Raw genomic sequence first — 24,245 nt, forward strand, 5'->3', positions numbered from 1 at the left:
ACGGGTTCCGGCATCATCGCCGGGCCGGCTGAAAAGTTATAGGTTCTTCCGTATTTCATCTCTTTGTCCTCCATTTCTTTCAGTTTGGGAGAGACCCATTAACACAGATCTCTCCCATTAAACTTTATTTCCGCAAAATAAGCGTTTGCTTAATGATACAGGATATTGGGCAGGAACAGCGAGATCTCAGGCACCAGCACGATAATGACCAGGGCCACGATGCTGATGAGGCAGAACGGCAGCACACCCTTGTAGATCTCGCCCATTTTCGCATTGGCAATGGGCTGTGCCACAAACAAATTCAAGCCGAAAGGCGGTGTGAACATGCCGATGCACACCGTGGTAATCATAATGACGCCCAGGTGGATCAGGTTGATGTCCAAGGCATTCACCGTAGACAGCACGATGGGCAGAATGATCATGAACGCGGAAACGCCATCAATGAACATGCCGGCGATCAGCATGTAGACGCACAGGATCAGCAAGAAGGAAGTCTTACCAATATCCAGGGTAGCCATCCAGCTGGAGAAAGCCTGAGGCAGACCGCCCACAGTCAGCAGCCACGCAAACGCGGAGGCGGCAGCCATCAGGATCATCGTCTGCGCGGTGGTCCTGATAGAGGCAACCAGCGTCTCCCGGAACAATTTCATATCCATCTCTTTGTAGATGAACACGCTGACCAGCAGCGCGTACACGCAGGAAAGGCCGGAAGCCTCGGTGGGGGTGCAGATGCCGGAGTAAATGCCGCCAATGATGATGATCGGCACGCCCAGCGCCCACAGGGCATTCAGAGTAGCGCGGCCCTTATCCGCCCAGGATGCTTTCGCTTCCTTGGGGATATTGTGACGCTTGGCATAAACATAGATATACAGCAGGAAGCAGATACCGTATACGATACCGGCAGTCAAGCCTGCCATAAACAGCTCGCCGACTGAGGCGTTCGTCATCGTGCAGTACATGATGGCGGTGATGCTGGGGGGAATCAGCAGCGCTACGGAGCCGCTGGAAGCGATCAGGCCCAAAGAGAAGCCCTTGGGGTAATGCTTTTCCCGCAGGCCGGGATACAGCAGTCCGCCGATCGCCACCACAGTAGAGGGAGACGAGCCGGACACAGCGCCAAAGAACATGCTGGCCACTTCTGTGGTGAAACCCAGGCCGCCAGTGGTATCACCCACCATGGCCGCCGCCCAATTCACGATACGGCGGCCAATACCGCCGTTCTTCATGATGTTGGCCGCCAGAACGAAAAAGGGCACAGACAGCAGGGAAAACTTATCAATGCCGCCAAACATCTTCATGGCGACTACAGTCAGATCATTGTTGGTGAAGAGCAGCAGACTTGCCGCGGTAGGCAGGCAGAGGGCCACAAAAATGGGAGCGCCCATAAAAAGCAGGATAAACATACCTGCGATCAGGAAAATATTCATTGCCATATCAGATGACCCTCCTTTCAGTTCAGATCCAACAGATTGATATCGGTAGCATCTTCCACCGGCTTGTCCGCCAGGTCCTCATGCTTGACGCGGATATAAAATACCAGCTTCAAAGCATACTGAACGGTGGAAAGAGCCGCGCCGATAGGCAGCGCCAAATAGATGATCCACAGGGGCACCTGCATCACGGGACTGCGCTGCATATTCTTCAAAGCCAGGCCCACATAGCTGGCACAGCCCACTGTGAACAGCGCGCAGAACACGCAGGCTGCCAGCATGCAGAGGATCTTCAAAATCTTCTTCGTCTTGGTGGGGGACATCTGATAGACGATATCCACACCCACATGGAGGTCATCCTCCGCACAGAGAGACATGCCTACAAAAGTGATCCACACGCTGCAATAGCGCATGAATTCCTCCGCCCAGTCCAGTGCGGGCATCCATGATACCCGGCGGAAAATAACGTTCAAGGTCAGCACCAGCAGCGCCGCGCTGAACAAAATGCTTGTCAGAGTGATCTCAGCGATTCGGATCCCCTTCAAAACTTTCTTCAATACAATACACCAACTTTCTAAGAAAGGGCGGAGCAAAAGTCAATTTGCTCCGCCCCTGGGAAAATTACTGGTTGGCGGGATCAGCCAGGAACTCCTGGACCCGGTTCAGCAGATCAGTGCCGATCTCCTTGCCGAACTCCTCGTACACAGGCTCGCAGGCGTCCTTGAAAGCCTGTCTCTCCTCGGGAGTCAGCTCATAAATGGTGATATCGCTGGCCTCGATGGTGGCATAGTAATCCTTGTTGTACTCCTGGAGACGGTCATAGCAGAACTGCTGGTTCTCGATGACAACTTCCTCGATCAGCGCCTTGGTGTTGTCGTCCAGGCCGTCCCACCACTGACCGGAGCAGGCCATGATGTACTCCAGATAGGAGTGTGCGGACACGATCATGTAATTCTGCACCTCATACAGCTTCTGGCTGGCGATGGACAGGAAGGGGTTCTCCTGGCCGTCGACCGTCTTGTTCTGCAGGGCGTTGTACAACTCCATGATATCGATGGCAGTGGTGGTAGCACCCCAGCACTTATACATCTCCATGATGATGGGAGCTTCCTGGGTGCGGATGCGCAGGCCCTTGAAATCCTCGGGCTTGTGGATCTCATAGTTGTTGGTGAAGTTCTTGGAGCCAGAGGAATAGAAGGCCAGGCCATGGATACCGATATCGTCCAGGCCGGACATCATCTCGGTAGCCAGATCGCTCTGGAACAGCTTCATGGTAGACTCCTGCGTGGGGAACAAGAAGGGCATGTCCATGATGTTCAGCGTGGGATAGAATCCGCCGTACTTGGAGGTGGGCAGCAGGACCATCTCCACCGTGTTCATCTGCATGGACTCGATCATCTCGGAAGCGCTGCCCAGCTGCTGGGTGGGATAGATCTCCACGGTGATAGCACCGCCGGAACGCTCCTCCAGCGCGGCCTTGATGTTCTCGCAGGCCTCATGGTGCGGAGTCGTGAGGGGGGCGTCATGGGCCAGGCGGATGGTCATCTTGGGATAGGTCACATCGCTGGTTGCGGGCTCGCCGGTCTGGGTCTCGGGTGCGGGGTCGTTGGTCGTCGGGGTCTCCTCGGTCTTGTTGCCGCAGGCGGCCATGGACAGCATCATTGCGATCGCCATGACCAAAGCAAGAATCTTCTTCATGATCTTCTCCTTCTCAAAATAAATATCTATCCTATTGAACAGCCAAAGCTGCTATAGGTCCCAAAGTGGATGTGGTACTGCCCGCTGCTCACCGCGGCCTGGCTCGGCCAAGCTGTGGTGGATCCGCCGGGATTCAGCCGCTGTACTTGCTGATGATCTCCTCAGCAAAGAACTGCATGTGGTCGCGGGTCTCCTCCAGGTTGCTGTCCGCAAAGATCAGCGCGGAGAAGGTGTTGACACCGGCCTCGATATAACGCTCCACCTGTGCCCGGACCTCGTCCACGGAGCCGAGCAGGTTGCGGTCCAGATACTGTGTCGCGTCTCTGCCCTTCATGGTGGACTTGCCCAGAGAGCAGCTGTGGCGGTAGATCTGAGAACGCTCGTAACGAGCTACGGCCTCCTCGTGGGTCTTAGCGATGGAAACGGAGATCTGGGGGGCGATATCAATGTCCTTGATGTTCCGGCCCACGGCCTCGCACTCAGCAGTGATCGCCTCCACGCCGCTCTTGATCTCATCAGGCGTCAGCAGCGCGGGCAGCCAGCCGGTGCCCCATTTGGCCACGCGCTTGTAGCCCTTGGCAGAGTTTCCGCCGAAATAGAACGCGAAGGGCTCCTGAACGGGATGGGGATAGCACTGGGCATGCTGAATATCGAAATACTTGCCCTCATAGGTCACATTGTCCTCGGTGAACAGACGGTGCATGATGTCGATCGACTCATCCAGCATCTCGCCGCGGATCATGCCATGAGCAGCCTTGCCGAATTCGGACTCGAACTCCTCTCTGTAAGCGCCCAGGCCGACGCCCAGCAGCAAACGGCCGCCGGACAGCTGATCCAAGGTCGCGATCTCCTTGGCCATGACCAGAGGATTGCGGAAGGGGATGACCAGCAGGGCGGTGGCCAGCTTCAAAGTGGTCGTCCGCTCAGCAATGGCGGCCAGCTCCAGCAGCGGCGCGTAATAACGGGGCGGCTGGCCGTTGAATTCCTCCCGCACATAGTTCTGGGTCGTGATGTGGTCGTTGCCCCACACGGAGTGGAAGCCGAGCTTCTCCGCGTAGACGGAAAGCTCAACGACATCGCGGGCGGAAGAATAGGGGATGGGATACATCAATCCCTCAGTGCCGGTGGCGATACCAAGGCCAAAGTTTGCCTTCATGTTGGTGTCCTCCTTATTATTAAAATCATGAACTGCATGCTGCGGATGGGATCAGACCACATACTTCTCATAGGGAGTTTCAGAGAGATAGCGGTCACGCCGGTCAACGATCGTTGTGACAACATTCTTGCCGGGGCCAAGCTCCTTGGCGATGCGCAGGGCCACCGCCACATTGGCGCCGGAGGACATCCCGCAGAAGATACCCTCTTCCTGGCACAGGCGGTTGGCCATGTCTCTGGCCTCTTCATCGGAAACGCAGTAGATCCGGTCCGGATAGCCGGCGTCCAGCAGCTTCTTCACGATGGGGTCCTCCGTGACCCACTTGTCCAGGCCAATGGCCTCGGCGATCTTCGTCTTCATGTCAGACACAGTGAATTCGCCGTACTTGGCCATTTCGCCTTCAAAATCAAAATACTTCTCACTGCCGCCGGGCTCCACGCCAAAGATCAGCGGGGGGCGGACGCCGTGGTTGCCCAGGCCGCGGATCATGCCAAACAAAGACGCACCGGAACTGGCGGAGCAGCCGATCGCGTCTACCTGGCCCTCCAGCTGCTCATAGATCTCTTCGCCCAGAGACTCCTGGCCAATGTAGTTGTAGGGGTTATAGATCTGGTCGACCCACACGGCGTTGTCCAGGCTGTCCTCTTCCCGCTGGCAGTCCATCTTGGCAGACAGCACATGCAGCAGGTCGGGCGCCTCCTTGGACAACTCCTCGATCTGCTCCTGAGTCAGATAGACGTCCGGCTCACTGGAGATCTTCACTTGGGGGCCGTAGGCCTTAGTGATGAGCATTCTGGCGTTTTTGGGATCTTCCATCTGATAGCGGTACAAATAGATGCGGGCGTTATATCCTTTGGCAGCGCACACCATGGAGACAGCGGGAGCTGTATTGCCGGCAGATGCCTCAATGACCGTGCCGCCCTCTTTCAGCTGCTTGTGGTTCCAGGTATCCCCGCGCTCTGCGGCCTCGATCATAGCCAGGGCCATTCTGTCCTTATAGCTGCCGCTGGGGTTCAGATGTTCCAGCTTCACGAACACGTTCGCCCCCACGTCCTTGCCGACCCGGTTCAGCTTCAGCAGCGGGGTGTGGCCGATCGCCTCAGTGATACTGTTGATGTAATTCATACGTTCCCTCCATATCATCTTCATTAGTCAAAAATATCAGGGACGCACAGGCGCGTTGATCGCTATCTGATCTTTTATGCACCCCTGTCATTCACAGATCTGGAACAGGCGCCATCCGAACAATGGCCGTTCCCTTTCAGCGCCGGAACATACGCCGGCAGCTCAGTCCTGCGGGTCCATCGCACGAAGCGCTGTCCGGATAGAGCGGACCCGTTCCAGCGCGCCCTTCCCCTCCACGCAGCGCTTGGAGAACTTCTCCAGCCAAGGCTGCATCTGCTCCAGGGACTCATACTGCCCCCGCTCCTGCAGCATGCGCAGCAGCTCTTCCCTGCTGAAATCCTGATAGCGCTCATCGTGGATCAGATACCGCTGGCCCAGGCGCTTCGTATAAGGCCGGTTCAGCTGCGCCTCCGTGGCGTAGCCAATGCACAGCGTCACCACCGGCACCACGCCCACAGGGCAGCCCAGCGCCGCGGCCCGGTCCTCGTAATGCTCCATGATATCGCCCAGATAAACGGAGCTGAGGCCCAGGGCCTCCGCCGCCAAAACGGCGTTCTGGGCCGCGACCACCGTATCCACAACAGCAAGCTGATACTCGCCTTCCTGCGGATTCCGGCCGCTCTCCGTCATCCCCTCAAAAATGATGTTCCACCGGCGGTAATCCGCGCAGAACACCAGCACCATGGGTGCCTTGCGGATGGCAGGCTGTTTGGACAGCTTTGCCCGGGTCTCCGGGTCATTCACGGAGATCACGGAGTACATCATCATGTTCTCCGTCGTCGGCGCCGCCAGGATCGCCTGGTAGATCTTCTTCCGCTTTTCCTCTTCCACGTCCCGCTCGATAAAATCCCGGACCGACTTGCGGTCCATGATCACTTGGAGGGCCTCCAGCTTCTCTTCGTACATCCGTATCCTCACTCTCCGATCTTCAAGATCCTTCCCAGCGCCCGGTACACAGGTGCGTACAGACACAGTGCGATGGCGCTGTTCAAAGCCGCTTTCAACAAATTGAACGGGATGACATAGACCATGGATGCCGTGACGGCTTCCGCCGACATCCCATGCTGCAGATACAAGATCACATAATTGGCGGGGATCATGATAATCGTTGCCGCCAAAACTCCGGCAGCGCAGCATAAGATCCGCTTTTTCCCGCCCGCCCGAAAACGGTGGGCCAGACAAACAGCCACCAGCATCAGCGTTGCCGTGGCCAGAAATTCACTGATGTGCCCATAGGGGCTTCCTCCGTGGACCAGGAAATACAAAACGCCTTTTACCACCGCGCACTCCAGCCCGGCAACCGGTCCCAGCAAAAGGCCGCACAGCAATATGACCGCGCCATTGGGATCATATTTCAAATAGGAGGCCGCCGGGATCAGCTTAAAGCCAAAGCACAGCATGCACATCATGCCGATGGCCGCCAGCAGAGCAATATATACCAGCCGGTGCAGCGGACGCATTCCCAGCTTGGTGACCAGGATCTCTTCCTCTTTTACATCCATTTTCAGATTCTCCGTTTTCTCTGCCAATTTTTTTGTTTCGCCGCCTGGTCACCGAAGCTTTTCCTTCCCAATTTGATACAACCGATCCTTCCGCGGCAGCCGCAGAGAAGCGCTGTCCTCTTCGGAAGGCGTATATGAGAATCCGCGCACCAAAACGGCGGGGATGCCTTCGTTTCCCTGTCCCATGACCAGCGTGGCCGCGCCGGCGATCTCGTCGGCCACAGCCTCCATCGTGCTGCGCATCACGCGGCCGTCGCGATCCTCCAAGCCGATATAGGGCCGGATGGTCTGCATACCGTAAGACCCCACCACAACGCCCGCCGCGCCACTGCGCAGCGCTCTGCCGTGGGTATCGCAGATGATGACCGGCAGGTCTATTCCACGCTTCGCAAGAGCCTGACTGATGTGCTTGGCCTGAGCGTCGCAGTCCTCCGGCAGCAGGATCACCCGGTCCGCCCCACCGGCGTTGGAGGCATCCACGCCGGCATTGCAGCAAATCCAGCCGTCCCTGCGTTCAGAGATCAGCAGCCCCCGCTCACAGACATACAGCTTTTCCGAGCTGTCCATGATGACCTGGACCATAGCCGGATCCTTGCCGCTGACCCCGGCGATGCGTTTTGCCTCATCGGAGGGCGTCACCGCTGCCAGCTCCCGGACCCGTCCGGCGGCCTTGGAAATGACCTTATGGGTCACCACAAGGATATCTCCCGGCTGGACTTCGGCTGTCTCATTGAGAGCCTTTGCCAGCAGCGCCGTCAGATCCGTATCGGCAGTGACCTCCGGCAATCCGGAGAGCGGGATAAAAGAAAGTATATTAGGCGTCATATTCCATGCAAAAAATGCCTGAACGGCATAAACTCCATCTTCAAAATCTTTTTCGGTATTTCCTCTGCCTCCGGTATGAAATACCTCCTGCAGGGCCAAATTCTGTCCGTTCATTCGACCTGGACAGAGCGTTCCCGTCATCTATTTTGAAATTCTACCATAGAGTGTAATAAATTGCAATATGAATTCGAAATATATTTACTTTAATGTGCTACCATAGTAATATATAAAATTATATATTATGGACTTTTCCCCAGAATTTCAATATTTATTAACCCATATTACAAAAAGTACTGCCCTCTCCCTTTCTAACACAGTTCTGCACTTTTATACCTGTATTTCCATTATTTGTGAATTTTTAATCTACTTATAAAACAGGCAATGGACAGCCCCATTGCCTGTTTTATAAGTAGATGTCCTCTAACGGACAGTCTCAGCGCAGCATACAATTGCTGACAGACCGCAATGTCTCCACAGGGTCTGCTCCGCCGCCCAGCTCAAAGCAGATCGGCATTTCCACGCCTGCGTCGATATAAGCCTCCATCCGCTCCCGGCACTCTCGGGCCGTGCCGGCGATGACGATCTTCCGCACCATTTCGTCCGTCACCGGCAGCGGACACTCCGTTCCCGCAAAAAAAGCGTCCCGGAAGGGTTGGACCTCCTCCGGCGCGAAACCTGCACAGGTAAGGATGGGCTGCGCCCCGTGGAGGGCCAGATACCGGCGCACAGCCGGGCGCATGGCCTCCACCGCGCTGGCGCTGTCCTCCTGGATGCAGGTTGGCAGATACGCCGCGATACGAATCTCTGCCGGGTCGCGGCCAACGCTGCGGGCGCCCTCTGCGATCAGCTTTCTCGCATAAGAGACGTACTCTAGGGTGCATCCAGCGGAAAGCAGGATGCCGTCCGCCACCTGGCCGGTGATATACAATGCCCGGTCGCCCTTGACGCCGGTATAGATGGGCTGATCCCGGCGCAATGGTTCAAAGTCCAGCTTCAGCGGGCCGGTCCGGAAAACCTCTCCTTGAAAGCTGATCTCACCGTCCCGCAGCACTGTTTTCATGATCTGGACGGCTTCTTTTGTGGCGGTGATCGGCTTTCGGAAGGGAATGCCCAGCTCCGTCTCCATCCAGCGTTTGTTGCTGGCGCCCATGGCGATAATGGCCCGCCCGCCGGAGATGGAATCCAGCGCGGCAGCCTCCATGGCGGACAGCACCGGATGGCGGGTATAGGGGTTGATGACGCCAATGCCCAATTGAATATGAGACGTGTGCGCCGCGCAGACCGTGGCCACGGAAAAAGCGCCGGCATAGAAGCAATCCTCTGCGATCCAGGCGTTGGAAAATCCCAGTTCCTCTGCCTGTTTCACCAACGCGATGGTCTGTTCCGCAGAATGATGCCCCAAAAAGCCAAATCCCAGATCATGGATCTTTCCCATACGTTAACTCCTTTTCATGTTTTATCATGTCATGTAATGAATGGTTTACCGCCCGCATCAGCGCAGAGCGGCTTCAATCGCGCCGGTTTTCCAGTAATACTAATACGATTTTCTTATCATCTTTTTAAAAGATCAAAATATCTTTTGATTGCAGCGCCCCTGACGCAAGGAAGCATATTAGCAACATCTCTGGCAGCTATGCCGCCGGCCCGCTGGCGGGCCTTTAACAAAACAATTATCGGTTAATTGGGGATTAGTATAAGTTTTTCGCCCTGAAAAAGCAAGTACTACCTTGATAAAAATCAATGTCATCTTATGAATTTTCAACGCCTGCCGCTTGCCCTTTCATCCGAAAATCCTTATTTTTCGCCGAAATTGGATGTTTTTGAGAAAAATAGCAAAATTTTTTCTTGCCATTTTCACAGAGGCTGTTATAATTAAGAAAGAGCCTATTTGTGTTTGACACAGACAGAAGGCAAAAGTGCGCAGCAAAGACGCTGTTGGCCATGGGCTGACAGCGTCCTTTTCTTTCCAGAAGCATACTGCAAAGCACAAAAGGGTTCGGGTATAGATTCAAGAGAAAAGGAGAGTTACAGAATGAGCAATAACATCGATCAAAAAGCAAATGACTATGCAACCGCACCAGTACCACTGAGTGAGCGCAAAGGCTTCTGGGGAACTGCGGCGGTCTGGATGGGCTGGTGCATCAGCCTCAGTGCCTTCCTGACCGGCGGCACCATCGCCGCGGGCTGCTCCCTGGGCACCGCCCTAGCGGCAGTTTTCATCGGCAACGCGATTTTGGTGGTGATCGGCGTCCTCTGTGGCATCATCGGCTACCGCACCGGCCTGACCACTTACACCATCTACCGTCTGATCTTCGGTGAAAAGGGCAACGTCATCGTCTCCACCGTCATGGCGATCTCCCTGATGGCCTTTATCGGCGTACTGATGGATTCTTTCGCCTCCACGCTCCACGGCTTACTGCCCTGGTTCCCCATTCCGGTGGCCACCTGCCTATTCGCCGCATGCATCCTGAGCTCCGCCATCAACGGCTTCAAGGGTCTGCGCTTCATCAGTGTGATCGCCGCACCGGCACTGGTCATCCTCTGCGTGCTGTGCTTTGTCCGCACCCTGATGCAGCCTGACGCCATCTCTACCCTGACCACCTGGGAACCTGAGACCACCATCACCTTTGTGACCGCCGTGGGCGCGGCTACCTCCACCTGGATCGGCGGCGCCACCAAGACCGCCGACCTGACCCGTTATTCCAAGAAGATCTCCCATGTGGTGGGCGGCGCCGCCCTGGGCTATCTGGCTGGTGCCGGCTTGTTTGAAGGCGTAGCTGTCGTATGCGCCATCGGCGCCGGCGACGGCAACCTGGTCAACGTCATGGCCAGCCTGGGCATGCTGGTCCCCGCCGTATTCGTGCTGGGTCTGGCCCTGTGGACCACCACGGATAACAACATTTACTCCGCCGCCCTGGCGTTCACTGACATGAGCGAGATCCTGCACCTCAAGATCAGCCGTAAGATCTGGGTCGTGGTCTGTGTCGCCATCGCGCTGGTCGTTTCTCTGCTAGGCCTCTCCAACAACTTCAAGGTCTGGCTGAACATCATCGGTACCACCTCCGGTCCTCTGGCCGGCATCATGATCTCTCACTTCTTCATCATCCACAAGTGGTCCGCCACCGAATACACCATCCCCTCCGGGTTCGGCATCACCGGCTTCGCCACCTGGATCCTCTCTTTCCTGATCGCCCAGAGCACCACCAGCCCCATTCCGACCCTGACCTCCATCCTCATCAGCTTCGTGCTGTACATCGTGATGGAGCTGCTGGCAAGATATGTTTTCCACTACCAGCCCAAGGGTTCTGTTTTCCGCATTCAGGAAAACAAGTAATCATAAATGACCGGCCAGGCCGGACAGGAAAGCCTGTCCGGCCTGGTTTTTCTCTGCGAAAAAGGAGTCGCCCCGCACGGAGACCGTGCGGGGCAGTGAGGAGAGATAAATCGAGAGAGTTTTGTGGCACGATGCTCCGGCCGCAGGCCTCCCACACGCCTGGAGTCGGACATTCCCGGCGGAACAAACCTCCGTCCGCCGGGGAAATGGCTCCGTGAGGTTCAAAACGGAGCCGCTCTCTCCGGCAGGCCGCCCAGTCTCCCGCCGCAGTAGTTAGTTTTAACTAACCACAATTACATCATAACACGCCAATGCCTGTCTGTCAATCTTTTTTTGCACTCCTCAGATAATTTTTCTAACGCTTCTCTTTGGGCCGCGGCCCCTTTCCCATTCCGCATCCTGCCCCGGCAAAAACGCATTCCGGCGGTAAAGCCCTTGCCTTTTCCGCATCCAGGCGGTATGCTCAGGCTGTCATACCCTCAGTGAACAAAGGGCAACGCGGTTTTTCAGGGCATCTTCAGCGGCTGGCGGCGTTATCCTCGTTGCCGGGCGTGACGCCCATCTAGGACGATGACGCTGCCAACGTTGATTTTAGCCGCCGGCAGGCGTGTTGCCCTTTGTCCACTGAGGGTACTGTTTCCTGATAAAAACTTTAAAAAAGTTTTTTATTGCGGCGCATCGCGCCGCCGCGCCTGCGTTGCGCAGGAAAAGTATGGACTTTCATCACAGGCGGCTGTGCCGCCGGGCCGCTTATGCGGCACTAATAAAACAAGAAAATTGTTTCATTAGTGATTCGTATCAGCTGACAAAGGAGGGAATCATGAAGATCACAGTCGAACACGGCGATGTGCCGGAAAACGAGGTCATCCTCCGCTGCCGGGAGCTGGACGGTGAGATGCTCCATGTGCTGTCGCTGCTGCGCTCCGGACTGCAGACCCTCTGCGCCTGGACGGAGGACCGGCAGATGGTCCTGCTTCAGCCGGGCGAGGTGCTGTACGCCGAATCTGTGGAGGAGCGGACCTGGCTGTACTGCGAAAAGGCCGTCTGGCGCACGGCTCTGACACTGGCGGAGCTGGAGGCCCGGTATGAAGCGCTGGGCTTCTGCCGGATCAGCCGCTCCATGGTAGTGAACCTCCACGGCATCCGGCGGCTGAAAAGCTATCCCGGAAACCGCATCGAGGCCACGATGCGCAACGATGAACGGGTACTGGTCTCGCGCCGTTACGCGCCGTTTTTCCGGGAACGGCTGGGCATGTAAGAAAGGAGCTTTTATGATACAGGAATTCAATCGCACATATCTGTGGGGCAGGGATGTGAAGTACCGCATGGGCCTGTACACCACTATGGCGGTCTTTTACAAGGCAGTCGTCAACGCCCTGCTGGGGGAGTTCTCCGTGGATTCTCTGACGATGCTGGAAATGCTGGCGGTGAGTTTTCTCTTCGCCCTGGCGGAAACGGTGATCGTCCCCAGCGGAAAAAACCGGGGAGAGGTATCCATGCGGCGGCGCGCCATCCTGCTGATTGTCCTGGCTAATATCGTCTATATCGGCAGCGCCCTGCTCTTTGGCTGGTTCCGCGGCATCCCCGTCTGGTGGGCAGCCATCATGATCGCCGTTCTGGAATTGGGGCTGGCGGCCCTGTGGTATGCCCTCTGGCTGGAGTACCAACGGGACACCAAACTGCTCAATCAAAACCTCCAGCACTTTCAGCAGGAGCTTTAAAAAAAGTGTCCGGGAGACCCGGACACTCTTTTTGTATTTATAGGCTCTCCATGGCATCGTTGACCGCGTCCTCGCAGGAGCGCATAGCCAGAATGGTCTTTTCCATCAGCTCCTCCAACGTCCAGCCCAGGCGCTCCGCGCCCTCCTTGATGACGTCCCGGGAACAGCCGGCGGCGAATTTCTTGTCCTTGAACTTCTTTTTCAGGGAACTGACTTCCATGTCCTGGCAGCTCTTGCTGGGGCGCATCCGGGCCGCCGCGCCGATGAGGCCCGTCAGCTCGTCTGCCGCGAAGAGGACCTTTTCCATCTCATGGACAGGCTCCACATCGCAGCACAGGCCAAAGCCGTGGGAGCAGACGGCGTGGATCAGCTCCTGGGAGCAGCCGATCTCCGCCAGCAGCTCCGGGGCTTTTTTGCAGTGCTCCTCCGGCCATTTCTCAAAGTCCACGTCGTGGAGCAGGCCCACAGTGGCCCAGAAATCCGCGTCCTCGCCGTGGCCCAGTTCTTGGGCGTACCAGCGCATGGTCCCCTCCACCGTCAGGGCGTGCTGGATGTGGAAGGGCTCGGAATTATACTTCCGCAGCAGCGCCAGGGCCGCCGTTCTGTCAGGACATGCTTTCATGAATGATCGCTCCTTTGAAAAAATATGGATATTTAGAACCTGTACCGATAGGCGAGGGACGCCGGATGGGCAAGGGATTTTCCCGTCAATCAAGGCGCTTCGACGCAGGAAGTTTGTGTATTTCAAGGAAAAGCAACGCAGAGTGGCGGGAAAAGCCCCGACCAGACGGTGTGCAGCGCCTATTGGTACAGGTTCTTATATACGCGCCCCGGTTCGCGGGGATCACATCTCCCGGGGGTCCGGATCGCCGTCCAGGGTCACGAAATAGTCGTAATAAGGCAGCAGGAATGCATAGCCCCGCTTCAGCCGGTCCACGATGTCCCGGGAGAACAGCTCCTCCGTCAGCTTGTCCTCATGGCAGACGGAGAAGGACTTCATCTGATACCAGGGCTTCAGGATCTCAGAGGGGGCCTGGCTCCGGGGCTTTTTGTAGTCCTGGGTATCCAGGATGAATTCCCGCTGGCCGTTCAGCTTCCGCGTCAGCTTTTCCATGGCGGCGGGGTCCCGATCGATGCGGGAGCGGAGCTTGGCCATGGTAACGGGCTTGGGCATCCAATAGCCCATGCCGTAGCTCCAGCCCTCCGGCGTCAGCTCGAACCAGAAGGTGGGCTTGGACGTCCACTGCTCCGCCGGCTGCTCCACAGAGCACCACAGGTGATCCTTGTAAGGCCCCCGTCCATGGAGCCGCCGGGCGTCCCGGTAGATGCGGGACACCTTGCCGATCAGGCCATAGTCCGGCCGTTTCTCTTGGAGGAAGTCATAGATCTCTCCCCCCAGCTCCCTCATGGGCTGGTAGAGCTGGGTCAGGTACGTTTCCTTGTGGGCCTCGAACCAGGGCTTTTCGTTGTTGAAGCGGATGCCCCACATGAAATCCACAGTCTCGTCGGTAAATCCGGTAAACATAGATGCCTCCGTGGTTTTTTCATCCATTATAGCACAGCCGTCAAGAGGGAAGCACAGGGCCGAACGCTGCGCGTCTGAAGGCTCGTTCCCGGCGGGCAATGCCCCAGGAGCATCTGAATCAAAAAGAGGCCGGGGAATTCTCCCCGGCCTCCGCTCTCTGTTCACGCCCGGGCCGCCTCCACGATGAGCTTGACGCACAGATCGTCGCCCAACGCGCCGCTGTCCAGGGACAGGTGGTAATTGTGGGTATCGCCCCAGCGCTTGCCGGTATAATGGGTATAATAGGCCCGGCGGCTGGCATCCCGCTTGGTCAGCATCCTTTGCAGCTCCGCCGGGTCGGTGACGCCGGTCATTTTGCTGAGCCGATCCGCCCGGTGCAGGTCGTCGGCGTGGATGAACACATTCAGCGTCTCGATATCCGCGGCCCGCAGCACCTCGTCGGCGCAGCGGCCCAGAATGACGCAGGGCCCCGCCTGGGCAAACTGCAGAATGACCAGACTCTGCACGTCGTGGATGGCGGTCTGGGTGTCCGGGAAAAAGGCGCCGCCGGCGCAGATGCTCTTGAGGATGGAGCCGGTCTTCGTAACGTCCTCGCCCTCCTGCTCCACCAGCTCCGGCTCATAGCCGCTGGCCTTCACCGTCTCCCGCACGATGTCCTTGTCGTAGATCTCAACGCCCAGCTCCTGAGCGACCCGCTTGCCGATGGCGTGGCCGCCGGCACCGTACTCCCGGCTGATGGTAATGACCTTGTTCATAGCCGTCCTCCCTCCCCCGGCCAGACACCGGGTTCCATTTTCACATTTATATGATACCACATTTCCCTGCCTGGCGCAACGAAAAATCTGACCAGGCCCTGCGTGAAAAATGCCGAAACGCCGTCTCAATACAGCTCTTTCCGCCCATTTCCAAACAGGGCCTAGCCCCGCAGGCTCCGCTCCAGCATCCGCATCAGCTCCCCGGCGTGGCGGTACTCGTCATCGCTCAGCTCATTCAGCAGCCTGGACAGGCAGGGGTCCGTTGTCCCCTCCGCCGCCCGGGCATAATTCAGGCCGTTGCAGGCCTCGCCGTGATACCGCTCCCGCAGGGCTTCGCACCAGCGGCCAGCGAATACGGGCCGGTCAGGCGCGGCGGGATGGCCGCAGGCGCCGGTGATGAGGTAGTACACCGCCAGCAGCCGCCGGGCGTGCAGCCCTTCGTCCGCCGCCATCTCCCGCAGGCGCTGCCGTGCCCAGGCGGGAGCCTGGCGGCTGAGGGCCAGGAACCGCTGCTGGTCTGCCAGCTCCTCCTCGATAAAGCCCATCAGCACCTCCAGCATCTCCGCCGCGGCGCTGCCCATGCAGCAGGGGTCCTGGGCCGCGCCGGGGAGCTGGTTCTCCGGCGGCGCCGGAGGAGTGGATGTACCGGGCGCCTGCTCCGCCATAGCGGGCACTGCCGCCTCCTGCCGGGGATACGGCTCCAGCGTGGGGGCGACCCGCTGCCAGATGCGGTCATACTGGCGGAAATCGTAAACCTCCGGATCATGTACGGTCTTTTCCATAAACGAACCCTCCTTTTCTCCCCAATGTATGCGGCGGAGAGAATTTTTGTACCTGTTGCGCCCGCAACATCTATTTCCCTGAAATCGGGTTAAAATATCTCTGGAAAGCTTTCAGGATTCGTTGCTTTTTTCTGTTCCTTCTGCTAAAATAGCCCTCAGTGAACAAAATGCGGCAAATCTTGAGCATATATGCCAGCAAAGGAGGTCCCTGAACGATGCTGGAATTGAAGCATATCAGCTACTCCGTCCGGGAGGGCGACGGAGAGCTGGGCATTTTGAACGATATCTCCCTGACCATCGACGACCACAGACTGGTGGTCTTCACCGGTCCCAACGGCGGCGGCAAGACGACCCTGGCCAAGGTCATCATGGGTCTGGTGACCCCCACCTCCGGTCAGATCCTGTGGAACGGACAGGACATCACCGCCCTGAGCATCACGGAGCGGGCAAGGCTGGGCATCAGCTACGGCTTCCAGCAGCCCCCCCGCTTCAAGGGCCTGACGGTCCGGGATCTGCTGACCCTTGCCAGCGGCGACAAGAAGCTCTCCAAGGACAAGTGCTGCCAGTACCTCACCCGGGTTGGCCTGTGCGCCAACGACTATCTGGACCGGGAGGTGGACGTGTCCCTCTCCGGCGGCGAGGTGAAGCGCATTGAGATCGCCTCCATTCTGGCCCGGAACGGCTCTCTGATGATCTTTGACGAGCCCGAGGCGGGCATCGACCTTTGGTCCTTCGCCCGGCTGACGGAGACCTTCGAGCAGATCCACCGCACCGGCAGCGCCACCATGATCATCATCTCCCACCAGGAGCGCATCATCTCCCTGGCGGACGAGGTGATCGTAGTGGGCGACGGCACTATCCGACACCGGGGCGCGGCGGCGGACATCCTGCCCAAAATTCTGGCGGACACCCTGGGCGGCTGTCCGGTACTGACCAAGGAGGTAGCGGCGCAATGATGGAAAACGAGATCGACCGGGAACTTCTGGAAAAGATCGCGGATATGCTGGGCAAGCCGGTGGGCGCCTTCAACATCCGCAAGGACAGCGGCTGCGACGGCCGCCAGAGCACGGAGCACATCCAGATCACCTCCAAGGAGGACGGCAAGAGCGGCATCGACATCCGCATCCAGGACGGCACCGTGGGCGAGACCTGCCACATCCCCGTCATCATCACCAAGCCCGGCATCCAGGAGATGGTGTATAACGACTTCTACATCGGCGAAAACTGCGATGTGAACATCGTGGCGGGCTGCGGCATCCACAACTGCGGCGACCAGGAGAGCCGTCACGACGGTCTGCACACCTTCTATGTGGGCAAGAACTCCCATGTGAAATACACGGAGAAGCACTATGGCGACGGCGACGGAAAGGGCGGCCGGGTCATGAATCCCCAGACGGTGGTCTATCTGGAGGAGGGCGCTTCCATCCAGATGGAGACCGTGCAGATCCGGGGCATCGACTCCACCAAGCGGGACACCAAGATCGTCTGCGGCAAAGGTGCCGAGGCCATCGTCACCGAGCGGCTGCTGACCCACGGCGACCAGACGGCGGAGAGCGACATGGAGATCGTGCTGGACGGCGAAGGCTCCCGGGGCCGGGTGATCTCCCGGTCTGTGGCCCAGGACACCTCCAGCCAGGTGTTCTACCCCCGGATGGTGGGCAACGCCCAGTGCTTCGGCCATGTGCAGTGCGACTCCATCATCATGGGCGACGCCAAGATCAAGTCCATCCCCGCCATCACCGCCAACTGCACCGAGGCGCAGCTGGTCCACGAAGCGGCCATCGGCAAGATCGCCGGCGACCAGCTTTTGAAGCTGGAGACCCTGGGCCTGACGCCGGAGGAGGCCGAGGAGTGCATCCTGAAGGGCTTTCTGGCCTGAGGCCTTTTTCAAAACAGAAACGGCCGCCGCTCTCCACCGGGGAGCGGCGGCTTGTCACAGCGCAGGCGCTGCGGCGCTGATAAGCAGGCTTTATCCCCCTTTCAAGGCAATGTTGCATAAATGCGCCCGCAAGCACTTCGCGAAAAATTTTTCGTAAAATTGCTTTTACCGATCGATGCGGCATCGCCTTGAGCCATTTTTTGATGATAAAGAGGAGAGAGAAATTTGAAACGTTCATCTGGTATCCTGCTCCCTATTTTTTCCCTGCCGGGGAAATATGGCATTGGCTCTCTGGGAACCGAGGCCCGGGCCTTTGCAGACTTTCTTCACGATGCAGGGCAGTCCTGGTGGCAGATCCTGCCCGTGGGACCTACCGGAGCGGGTGACTCCCCTTACACCAGCGAATCCACCTTCGCAGGCAATCCCCTGTTCCTGGATCTGGAGGCTCTGGCGGCGGAGGGCCTGCTGGACCGGGCCGACCTGGATGCCGCTCAGGTCCCCAACACTGCCTCCATCGACTACGGTGCCCTGGTCCAGAACCGGGAGCGCTTGCTCCGGAAGGCTTTCAGCCGTATGGACGGCCAGAAGGCCCAGGCGGCGCGTGACTTTACAGAGCGTAATCCCTGGCTGAAAGAATACGCCTTGTATCGAGCGATCAAGTCCCATTTCAAAGGTAACGCCTGGTTCGATTGGCCCGACGAGGGCCTGCGCCGCCACGATCCCGCCGCCGTGGAGCACTGGCGGACGGAGCTGGCGGAGGACACGGCCTATCACGCCGCCGTACAGTACTGGTTCTTCGCCCAGTGGGCGGAGCTGAAGGAATACGCCAATCAGCTGGGCATCCGGATCATCGGCGACCTGCCCATCTATGTCTCGCTGGACTCCGCCGACGTGTGGAGCGAGCGGAAGGAATTTCTGCTGGACGGCCAAGGCCGGCCCAGCAAAGTGGCGGGCGTGCCGCCGGACTACTTCTCCGCCGACGGCCAGCTATGGGGAAATCCCCTGTACGACTGGGCCGCCATGAAGCGGGACGGCTTCGGCTGGTGGATCCGGAGAGTAGAGGGCGCCTCCAGGCTGTTCGACGCCATCCGCATCGACCACTTCCGGGGCCTGGAAAGCTATTGGGCCATCCCAGCCGGGGCGGAGACCGCCAAGACCGGCCAGTGGGAAAAGGGCCCCGGCATGGACCTGCTGGGCGTGCTGACCAGCTGGTTCCCCCAGATCACCTATATCGCCGAGGACCTGGGGCTGCTGACAGACGCGGTCCACGACCTGCGGGAGACCTCCGGCCTGCCGGGGATGAAGGTGCTGGAATTCGCCTTCTCCGGGCCGGACAACGCCTATCTGCCCCACAACTACACCCAGCCCCACTGCGTCTGCTACACCGGGACCCACGACAATGACACCGCCGCCGGCTGGTATGCCAACGCCAGCGCGGAGGAGCGGGCCTATGCGGCCCGGTATCTGGGGACAGAGGACCCCGAGAGCGTACGGCAGGCCCTGCTGCGGTGCGGCCAGGGCAGCGTGGCAGAGCTGTTCGTGGCGCAATTGCAGGACTATCTGGGCCTGGGCAGCGAGGCCCGTATCAACGTTCCCGGCGTGGCGGACGGCAACTGGCGCTGGCGGCTGCTGCCGGGCCAGACCACGGCGGCCCTGGCGAAGGAGATCCGGGAGCTGACCCACGCCTTCGGCCGCTGCTGAAGGACCGGCCCATCCCCGCTTGAGGCCGGGATGTTTGCGAACAAACCGTAAACCCTTGCAGGAAATGATTGACGAACGGGAAAAAAAACCGTACAATAAAATCCGTTGAAACATCTAGTCAAATAGGAGGGACCACAATGGGCAGATCAGGCGGAGGCGGTTTCCGCGGAGGCGGATTCCGCGGCGGCGGTTTCCGGGGAGGCGGCTTCTCCGGCGGAGGGCGCTCCTCTGGCGGGTTTTCCGGCGGCGGCCGGTCCGGCGGCTCCTTTGGGGGCGGCGGCCGGTCCGGAGGAAGCGGTTTTGGAGGCTTTGGAGGAACGCCTAGGCGGTCCATCCGCACCGGACCCATCATCATCAACAACTCCCGCCGGAATTACGGCGGCGGCAGCGGCGGGTCCGGCGGAGGCGCGCCGAAGCGCAAAAACAGCGGCGGCTTTGGCTCGGCGCTGGCTGCCCTGGTGGTGGTACTGGTGATCGTGGTGCTGCTGTTTGCCGTCTTTGGCGGCGGGTCCGGTTCCAGCGGCGTGCAGAAATCTACATATGAACGGGAAAAGCTGCCGGCGGCAGCAGTGACGGAGACCGGCTACTATACCGACGAGGGCGGCTGGTTCTCCAACAGGAGCGAGCTGGAGAGCGGCATGAGATCCTTCTATAAGGAGACCGGCGTGCAGCCCTACCTGTATCTGCTGGAAAACGGCAGCGTCACCTCCGTCTCCCAGCTGACGGAGCTGGCGGAGGAGCTGTATCCCCAGCTGTTCACCGACGAGGCCCACTTCCTGCTGGTATTCTGCGACGATGACCGAGGCAGCTACAACTGCGGCTACGCCGTGGGGACCCAGGCCAAAACGGTGATGGACAGCGAGGCCATCGCCATTCTGGCGGACTATCTGGACCGCTATTACAGCGACTACTCCATCAGTGAGGAGGAGATCTTCTCCAAGACCTTCGCCGACACCGGCGAGCGGATCATGACGGTGACCAAGTCGCCTCTGCCGACCCTGGCCGTCTGCGTCACGGTGGTGATCGTGGCGGCGGTGGTGTTCGTCACCGCCAAGAAGCGCCGGGAGCAGAAGGAGGCGGAGGCCCGCCGGACGGAGGAGATCTTAAAGACCCCCCTGGAAAAGTTCGGCGACCAGGACGTTGAGGACCTGGCAAAGAAATATGAAAATCAGGACGATTGAGCGTCCGCATTTATGAGAGGAGATCTAAACTATGGCTATTCTGGAACGCTTTACCGACATCATCAAGGCCAACATCAACGAGCTGTTGGACAAGTGCGAGGACCCGGCGAAAATGATCGACCAGTACCTGCGGGATATGACCGAGGACCTGGCTGAGGTGAAGAAAGAGACCGCCGCCGTCATGGCGGAGGAGACCCGCGCCAAGCGGATGCTGGAAGAGAACACCGCCGAGATGAAGCGCTATGAGGACCTGGCCCGCAAGGCCCTGACCGCCGGCAACGAGGGGGACGCCCGGGTGTTCCTGGGCAAGAAGCAGCAACTGGCCGACAAGGCCGCCAGCCTGCAGGCCACCTTTGACGCCGCCCACGCCAACGCCGAGAAGATGCGCCAGATGCACGACAAGCTGGTGGGCGACATCGAGACCCTCAACAGCCGTCGGGAGATGGTGAAGGCCAAGGTGGCCGTGGCCAAGACCCAGGAGCGGGTCAATAAGCTGGGCGCCAGCGCCGACAAGGCCGCCGGCGCTATGAGCGCCTTTGAGCGGATGGAGAAAAAGGCCGACCAGATGCTGGATCAGGCCAACGCCATGGCGGAGCTGAACACCGCCCCCGTGGACGAGGCTGCCGCTCTGGAGGCCAAATACGCCTCCGCAGCCGGCGACGCCGCCGTGGACGACGCGTTGGCCAAGCTGAAGCAGGAAATGGGGCTGTAAGCTCCCCCCGGCGATCCAAAGATCACACAGGGCCGCGGCTGACGCCGCGGCCCTTTTTCAGCGATCAGGATCGGGGCACGGCTGTCCGCTCTTCTGGTCTATATGGCGGCAAAGCTTTGAAATTTCAGGGCCGCAACCGGCGGTTGACAAAAAGAAACCCGCACATGGTTGCCAGCTCTCTCCATTTCCGCTATGATGGGACTATCCCAAAGGGCAGCGTGTGCCACTCTGTTTCGGCCCGTTCCGTCCCAAATCCAGGAGGTGCTCCATACATGACACAAGACCCCTCGACCCTGGGCCAGCGCATTCAGGAGAGCCGCAAGGCCGCCGGCCTGAGCCAGGAAGCCCTTGGCCAGGAGCTGAATGTCTCCCGGCAGGCCGTCAGCAAATGGGAAGCCGACGCCGCTATCCCGGAGCTGGAAAACCTCATCGCCATGAGCCGCCTATTCGGCGTGTCTGTGGGGCGGCTGCTGGGCGTGGAGGCCGAACAGCAGCCGGAGGCCGCTCCTCCTGCAGATGATGAGCTGACCGAAGCCCAGCTGCGGATGGTCCAGGAGATCGTGGACCGGTATCTGGCAGCCCAGCCGGAAAAAAAGAAGTCTCCCTGGGGAAAACGGGACGTCCGCGTCCTGTTCGCCCTGTGCGGCATCATGCTGGCACTGCTGGTGGGTCTGGGCCGCCGGGTTGCCCAGCTGGACAGCCGCTATACCGGCCTGCAGCAGTCCATCAGCGGTGTATCCAGCTCTGTCAACGGCCAGATCAATTCCATGGCCCGGCAAATCAGCACTATATTAGATGAAAAAAATAATATATTGTATGATTCCACTGCCACGATCACGGATTTCGACGGTGTAGCCGAGACGGTGACGCTGCGGCTCACCGCTGCTCCCAAGGAGTGGACAGCAAGCACCGCCGCCGTGTTCACCGCTGCACTGTCCGATGGGAGGACCTTCACGGCGGAGGGCACAGGCCAGGACGGCATCTTCACCGCCGAGGGCTTTGTGGTGCCCATGGACCAGGAGATCGCCCTGTCCGTGGCCCTCACCGACGGCGACGTCAGCCGCGCCGGCGCCATGGAGACGCTGTACGACTGTCTGCCAGGGTGCTTTTCCCTGGAGGTAGACTGTAATTGGGACGGGGGCTGGACTGCCGCCGCGCCGGCGACAGTCCGTAAAGAGACGCTGGATCTGCATATCTCCCCGCCTGCCAACGCCGCCTTTTCTCTCCGGCCCACGGCTGTCTCGCTGTGTGTCTTCCGCAACCGGGAGACACAGCCGGAGCAGAGCTTTCCCGTGCCGGAGGCAGTCTCCCTATATGAGGAGAGCGGTTATGTGCAGCAGTTCAACAACTTCGCCTATCAGACCAGCTTTGAGCTGGCGGAGGGGGACACGGTGATGACGGCCCTGCGGATCGACGATGACCACGGGCAGACCACCTATACCCTTCTGGACGCTTACCGGCTGAAAGAAAAAAAATCTCTCAGCAGCTCCCCCATCGAATCCGCCCGGCTCCACCTGCAGCCCTGGCAGCCTGGAGAGATCCCCTCCTTTTGACGCGGCTTCACAGAACAGAAAGAGTACCGCAAAAAGCACTTCCCTGCAAAAGGACACTGCCTTTACAAAAGAGCGCCTCCCCGCTGAGAACCAGCGGGGAGGCGTTTTATGTGTTTTGATACCCTCAGTGAACAAAGGGCAACGCGGTTTTTCAGGGCATCTTCAGCGGCTGGCGGCGTTATCCTCGTTGCCGGGCGGCAGCGCGATGCGCCGCAATCAAAAACTTTTTTAAAGTTTTTGATCAGGAAACAGTATGACAAGCTCACTTCATCAGCTCATACATGACGGCCTTGATGGTATGCATCCGGTTCTCCGCCTCGTCAAAGACGATGGACTGTTCGCTCTCGAACACCTCGTCGGTGACCTCCATGGCCTCCCGGCCAAACTTCTCGCCCATCTCCTTGCCAACCCTGGTCTTGTGGTCGTGGTAAGCGGGCAGGCAGTGCATGAAACGGCACTGGGGGCCGGCGTTGTCCATCAGGGCACGGGTCACCTGATAGGGGCCGAGCGCCTGGATGCGCTCCTGCCAGACCTCCACCGGCTCGCCCATGGAGACCCACACGTCGGTGTACAGTACGCCGGCATTTTTCGTGGCCTCTATGGGGTCCTCGATGAACTCCAGCACGGCCCCGGTCTCCTTGGCGATGGCCTGGCACTGGTCCACCAGGGCCGCCTCCGGCATGTACGCCTTGGGAGCACAGGCCACAAAGTGCATCCCCATCTTGGCGCAGCCCACCATCAGACTGTTGCCCATGTTGTACCGGGCGTCGCCCAGATACACCAGCTTCACGCCCTTGAGCTTCCCGAAGTGCTCCTGGATGGTCAAGAAGTCCGCCAGGATCTGGGTTGGGTGGAACTCGTTGGTCAATCCGTTGAACACCGGCACTCCGGCGTACTTCGCCAGCTCCTCCACCAGATCCTGGCCGAAGCCCCGATACTCGATGCCGTCGAACATCCGGCCAAGGACCCGGGCGGTGTCGGCAATGGACTCCTTCACGCCGATCTGGCTGCCGGTGGGGCCCAGGTAGGTGCTGCCCATGCCCAGGTCCTGGGCGGCCACCTCAAAGGCGCAGCGGGTGCGGGTTGATGTCTTTTCAAAGATCAGGGCCACGTTTTTGCCCTCTAAGTACCGGTGGGGAACGCCCGCTTTCTTCTTGGCCTTCAGATCGGCGGCGGTGTCCAGAAGCTGCTGGATCTCAGCAGGGGTGTAGTCCAGGAGCTTTAAAAAATGGGCATGGTTTTCCATCGTTGTCTCTCCTTGTCGTGTTGATCTCCGGGAAACGGGCCGGGTCCCGCTGCACGCTTCCGTGCAAAAAACTGAAGATTTTGCAAAATCTTCCCGTTAGGATTAGAGTACGTGTTAGAG

At 59.0% G+C, this 24,245-nt stretch carries 25 protein-coding genes; 11 read left to right on the top strand and 14 right to left on the bottom strand.

Annotated elements, in window-relative coordinates; all coding sequences use genetic code 11:
• Positions 1–149 precede the first annotated feature (149 nt).
• The 9 genes from Q0Z69_RS06595 to Q0Z69_RS06635 all read right to left on the bottom strand — a co-directional run bounded on the left by Q0Z69_RS06595 (position 150) and on the right by Q0Z69_RS06635 (position 9,171).
• Positions 150–1,433 carry a TRAP transporter large permease gene (locus Q0Z69_RS06595; protein ID WP_298031108.1) on the bottom strand — a complete coding sequence of 428 codons (1,284 nt, stop codon included), beginning with the start codon at positions 1,431–1,433 and terminating at the stop codon, positions 150–152.
• Positions 1,434–1,450: 17 nt separating this feature from the next.
• Positions 1,451–1,975: a TRAP transporter small permease gene (locus Q0Z69_RS06600; protein ID WP_298031110.1), complete on the bottom strand. Its 525-nt coding sequence runs from the start codon at positions 1,973–1,975 to the stop codon at positions 1,451–1,453.
• Positions 1,976–2,051: 76 nt separating this feature from the next.
• Positions 2,052–3,128, bottom strand: coding sequence for a TRAP transporter substrate-binding protein (locus tag Q0Z69_RS06605; protein ID WP_298031113.1), 1,077 nt, complete (start codon positions 3,126–3,128; stop codon positions 2,052–2,054).
• Positions 3,129–3,261: 133 nt separating this feature from the next.
• Complete coding sequence (locus tag Q0Z69_RS06610; RefSeq protein ID WP_298031116.1) at positions 3,262–4,284, bottom strand: LLM class flavin-dependent oxidoreductase; 1,023 nt, start codon at positions 4,282–4,284, stop codon at positions 3,262–3,264.
• Positions 4,285–4,335: 51 nt separating this feature from the next.
• Positions 4,336–5,409 (bottom strand): PLP-dependent cysteine synthase family protein, encoded by a 1,074-nt coding sequence (locus Q0Z69_RS06615; protein ID WP_298031119.1) that lies wholly within the window; start codon positions 5,407–5,409, stop codon positions 4,336–4,338.
• 162 nt (positions 5,410–5,571) lie between these two features.
• Positions 5,572–6,315 carry a nitroreductase family protein gene (locus Q0Z69_RS06620; RefSeq protein ID WP_298031120.1) on the bottom strand — a complete coding sequence of 248 codons (744 nt, stop codon included), beginning with the start codon at positions 6,313–6,315 and terminating at the stop codon, positions 5,572–5,574.
• Between the two features lie 8 nt (positions 6,316–6,323).
• Positions 6,324–6,911 (bottom strand): ECF transporter S component, encoded by a 588-nt coding sequence (locus Q0Z69_RS06625; protein ID WP_298031122.1) that lies wholly within the window; start codon positions 6,909–6,911, stop codon positions 6,324–6,326.
• A 48-nt stretch (positions 6,912–6,959) separates the two neighbouring features.
• Positions 6,960–7,736, bottom strand: coding sequence for a coenzyme F420-0:L-glutamate ligase (cofE, locus tag Q0Z69_RS06630; RefSeq protein WP_298031126.1), 777 nt, complete (start codon positions 7,734–7,736; stop codon positions 6,960–6,962).
• Between the two features lie 433 nt (positions 7,737–8,169).
• The gene (locus tag Q0Z69_RS06635) at positions 8,170–9,171 is read right to left on the bottom strand and encodes an LLM class flavin-dependent oxidoreductase (RefSeq protein WP_298031129.1); all 1,002 of its coding nucleotides are present in this window, start codon (positions 9,169–9,171) and stop codon (positions 8,170–8,172) included.
• Between the two features lie 597 nt (positions 9,172–9,768).
• Between Q0Z69_RS06635 and Q0Z69_RS06640 the strand changes: the two genes are divergently transcribed.
• The 4 genes from Q0Z69_RS06640 (at position 9,769) to Q0Z69_RS06655 (ending at position 12,791) form a co-directional block, all read left to right on the top strand.
• Entirely contained in the window at positions 9,769–11,070 is a 1,302-nt protein-coding gene (locus Q0Z69_RS06640) for a cytosine permease (protein ID WP_298031131.1), read from the top strand.
• Between the two features lie 570 nt (positions 11,071–11,640).
• Entirely contained in the window at positions 11,641–11,859 is a 219-nt protein-coding gene (locus Q0Z69_RS06645) for a hypothetical protein (protein ID WP_298031134.1), read from the top strand.
• Positions 11,860–11,890: 31 nt separating this feature from the next.
• Positions 11,891–12,328, top strand: coding sequence for a LytTR family DNA-binding domain-containing protein (locus tag Q0Z69_RS06650; protein ID WP_298031137.1), 438 nt, complete (start codon positions 11,891–11,893; stop codon positions 12,326–12,328).
• A 13-nt stretch (positions 12,329–12,341) separates the two neighbouring features.
• The gene (locus tag Q0Z69_RS06655; RefSeq protein WP_298031139.1) at positions 12,342–12,791 is read left to right on the top strand and encodes a hypothetical protein; all 450 of its coding nucleotides are present in this window, start codon (positions 12,342–12,344) and stop codon (positions 12,789–12,791) included.
• A gap of 37 nt (positions 12,792–12,828) precedes the next feature.
• On the opposite strand, the gene Q0Z69_RS06660 is transcribed toward Q0Z69_RS06655, so the two are convergent.
• The 4 genes from Q0Z69_RS06660 to Q0Z69_RS06675 form a co-directional block, all read right to left on the bottom strand.
• Positions 12,829–13,413, bottom strand: a complete 585-nt coding sequence (locus tag Q0Z69_RS06660) for a hydrolase (RefSeq protein WP_298031141.1) — start codon at positions 13,411–13,413, stop codon at positions 12,829–12,831.
• A gap of 222 nt (positions 13,414–13,635) precedes the next feature.
• Positions 13,636–14,316: a DUF2461 domain-containing protein gene (locus Q0Z69_RS06665; protein WP_298031142.1), complete on the bottom strand. Its 681-nt coding sequence runs from the start codon at positions 14,314–14,316 to the stop codon at positions 13,636–13,638.
• A gap of 161 nt (positions 14,317–14,477) precedes the next feature.
• Positions 14,478–15,071 carry an AAA family ATPase gene (locus tag Q0Z69_RS06670; RefSeq protein ID WP_298031144.1) on the bottom strand — a complete coding sequence of 198 codons (594 nt, stop codon included), beginning with the start codon at positions 15,069–15,071 and terminating at the stop codon, positions 14,478–14,480.
• 161 nt (positions 15,072–15,232) lie between these two features.
• Positions 15,233–15,853, bottom strand: coding sequence for a ferritin-like domain-containing protein (locus tag Q0Z69_RS06675; protein ID WP_298031147.1), 621 nt, complete (start codon positions 15,851–15,853; stop codon positions 15,233–15,235).
• 215 nt (positions 15,854–16,068) lie between these two features.
• On the opposite strand from Q0Z69_RS06675, the gene Q0Z69_RS06680 reads away from it, so the two are divergent.
• The 7 genes from Q0Z69_RS06680 (at position 16,069) to Q0Z69_RS06710 (ending at position 23,164) form a co-directional block, all read left to right on the top strand.
• Positions 16,069–16,809: an ABC transporter ATP-binding protein gene (locus Q0Z69_RS06680; protein WP_298031150.1), complete on the top strand. Its 741-nt coding sequence runs from the start codon at positions 16,069–16,071 to the stop codon at positions 16,807–16,809.
• Positions 16,806–17,732, top strand: coding sequence for a SufD family Fe-S cluster assembly protein (locus tag Q0Z69_RS06685; protein WP_367272251.1), 927 nt, complete (start codon positions 16,806–16,808; stop codon positions 17,730–17,732). The genes Q0Z69_RS06680 and Q0Z69_RS06685 overlap by 4 nt, the downstream gene beginning before the upstream one ends.
• Positions 17,733–17,957: 225 nt before the next feature.
• The gene (gene malQ, locus Q0Z69_RS06690) at positions 17,958–19,433 is read left to right on the top strand and encodes a 4-alpha-glucanotransferase (protein WP_298031153.1); all 1,476 of its coding nucleotides are present in this window, start codon (positions 17,958–17,960) and stop codon (positions 19,431–19,433) included.
• A 137-nt stretch (positions 19,434–19,570) separates the two neighbouring features.
• Positions 19,571–20,614, top strand: coding sequence for a hypothetical protein (locus Q0Z69_RS06695; RefSeq protein WP_298031156.1), 1,044 nt, complete (start codon positions 19,571–19,573; stop codon positions 20,612–20,614).
• 31 nt (positions 20,615–20,645) lie between these two features.
• On the top strand, positions 20,646–21,326 hold the full coding sequence (locus Q0Z69_RS06700) for a PspA/IM30 family protein (RefSeq protein ID WP_298031158.1): 681 nt from the start codon (positions 20,646–20,648) through the stop codon (positions 21,324–21,326).
• 272 nt (positions 21,327–21,598) lie between these two features.
• Positions 21,599–22,879 carry a helix-turn-helix domain-containing protein gene (locus Q0Z69_RS06705; RefSeq protein WP_298031162.1) on the top strand — a complete coding sequence of 427 codons (1,281 nt, stop codon included), beginning with the start codon at positions 21,599–21,601 and terminating at the stop codon, positions 22,877–22,879.
• Positions 22,880–22,987: 108 nt separating this feature from the next.
• The gene (locus Q0Z69_RS06710; protein WP_298031164.1) at positions 22,988–23,164 is read left to right on the top strand and encodes a hypothetical protein; all 177 of its coding nucleotides are present in this window, start codon (positions 22,988–22,990) and stop codon (positions 23,162–23,164) included.
• Here Q0Z69_RS06710 and argF read toward each other — a convergent pair.
• Positions 23,142–24,125, bottom strand: coding sequence for an ornithine carbamoyltransferase (gene argF, locus Q0Z69_RS06715; protein ID WP_298031166.1), 984 nt, complete (start codon positions 24,123–24,125; stop codon positions 23,142–23,144). The two genes, Q0Z69_RS06710 and argF, sit on opposite strands and share 23 nt — an antisense overlap.
• Between the last annotated feature and the right edge of the window lie 120 nt (positions 24,126–24,245).

The sequence above is a fragment of the uncultured Dysosmobacter sp. genome, from assembly GCF_947631165.1.
In the GTDB taxonomy this organism is placed as follows: domain Bacteria; phylum Bacillota; class Clostridia; order Oscillospirales; family Oscillospiraceae; genus Oscillibacter.

Coding starts and splice junctions, on each gene's coding strand:
- cofE (WP_298031126.1), bottom strand. CDS start 7,736: ATGACGCCTAATATACTTTCTTTTATCCCGCTCTCCGGATTGCCGGAG.
- Q0Z69_RS06610 (WP_298031116.1), bottom strand. CDS start 4,284: ATGAAGGCAAACTTTGGCCTTGGTATCGCCACCGGCACTGAGGGATTG.
- Q0Z69_RS06685 (WP_367272251.1), top strand. CDS start 16,806: ATGATGGAAAACGAGATCGACCGGGAACTTCTGGAAAAGATCGCGGAT.
- Q0Z69_RS06680 (WP_298031150.1), top strand. CDS start 16,069: ATGCTGGAATTGAAGCATATCAGCTACTCCGTCCGGGAGGGCGACGGA.
- Q0Z69_RS06670 (WP_298031144.1), bottom strand. CDS start 15,071: ATGAACAAGGTCATTACCATCAGCCGGGAGTACGGTGCCGGCGGCCAC.
- Q0Z69_RS06635 (WP_298031129.1), bottom strand. CDS start 9,171: ATGGGAAAGATCCATGATCTGGGATTTGGCTTTTTGGGGCATCATTCT.
- Q0Z69_RS06595 (WP_298031108.1), bottom strand. CDS start 1,433: ATGGCAATGAATATTTTCCTGATCGCAGGTATGTTTATCCTGCTTTTT.
- argF (WP_298031166.1), bottom strand. CDS start 24,125: ATGGAAAACCATGCCCATTTTTTAAAGCTCCTGGACTACACCCCTGCT.
- Q0Z69_RS06705 (WP_298031162.1), top strand. CDS start 21,599: ATGACACAAGACCCCTCGACCCTGGGCCAGCGCATTCAGGAGAGCCGC.
- Q0Z69_RS06675 (WP_298031147.1), bottom strand. CDS start 15,853: ATGGAAAAGACCGTACATGATCCGGAGGTTTACGATTTCCGCCAGTAT.
- Q0Z69_RS06640 (WP_298031131.1), top strand. CDS start 9,769: ATGAGCAATAACATCGATCAAAAAGCAAATGACTATGCAACCGCACCA.
- Q0Z69_RS06665 (WP_298031142.1), bottom strand. CDS start 14,316: ATGTTTACCGGATTTACCGACGAGACTGTGGATTTCATGTGGGGCATC.
- Q0Z69_RS06615 (WP_298031119.1), bottom strand. CDS start 5,409: ATGAATTACATCAACAGTATCACTGAGGCGATCGGCCACACCCCGCTG.
- Q0Z69_RS06655 (WP_298031139.1), top strand. CDS start 12,342: ATGATACAGGAATTCAATCGCACATATCTGTGGGGCAGGGATGTGAAG.
- Q0Z69_RS06645 (WP_298031134.1), top strand. CDS start 11,641: ATGACGCTGCCAACGTTGATTTTAGCCGCCGGCAGGCGTGTTGCCCTT.
- Q0Z69_RS06650 (WP_298031137.1), top strand. CDS start 11,891: ATGAAGATCACAGTCGAACACGGCGATGTGCCGGAAAACGAGGTCATC.
- Q0Z69_RS06710 (WP_298031164.1), top strand. CDS start 22,988: ATGTGTTTTGATACCCTCAGTGAACAAAGGGCAACGCGGTTTTTCAGG.
- Q0Z69_RS06625 (WP_298031122.1), bottom strand. CDS start 6,911: ATGGATGTAAAAGAGGAAGAGATCCTGGTCACCAAGCTGGGAATGCGT.
- Q0Z69_RS06660 (WP_298031141.1), bottom strand. CDS start 13,413: ATGAAAGCATGTCCTGACAGAACGGCGGCCCTGGCGCTGCTGCGGAAG.
- Q0Z69_RS06620 (WP_298031120.1), bottom strand. CDS start 6,315: ATGTACGAAGAGAAGCTGGAGGCCCTCCAAGTGATCATGGACCGCAAG.
- Q0Z69_RS06695 (WP_298031156.1), top strand. CDS start 19,571: ATGGGCAGATCAGGCGGAGGCGGTTTCCGCGGAGGCGGATTCCGCGGC.
- Q0Z69_RS06605 (WP_298031113.1), bottom strand. CDS start 3,128: ATGAAGAAGATTCTTGCTTTGGTCATGGCGATCGCAATGATGCTGTCC.
- Q0Z69_RS06700 (WP_298031158.1), top strand. CDS start 20,646: ATGGCTATTCTGGAACGCTTTACCGACATCATCAAGGCCAACATCAAC.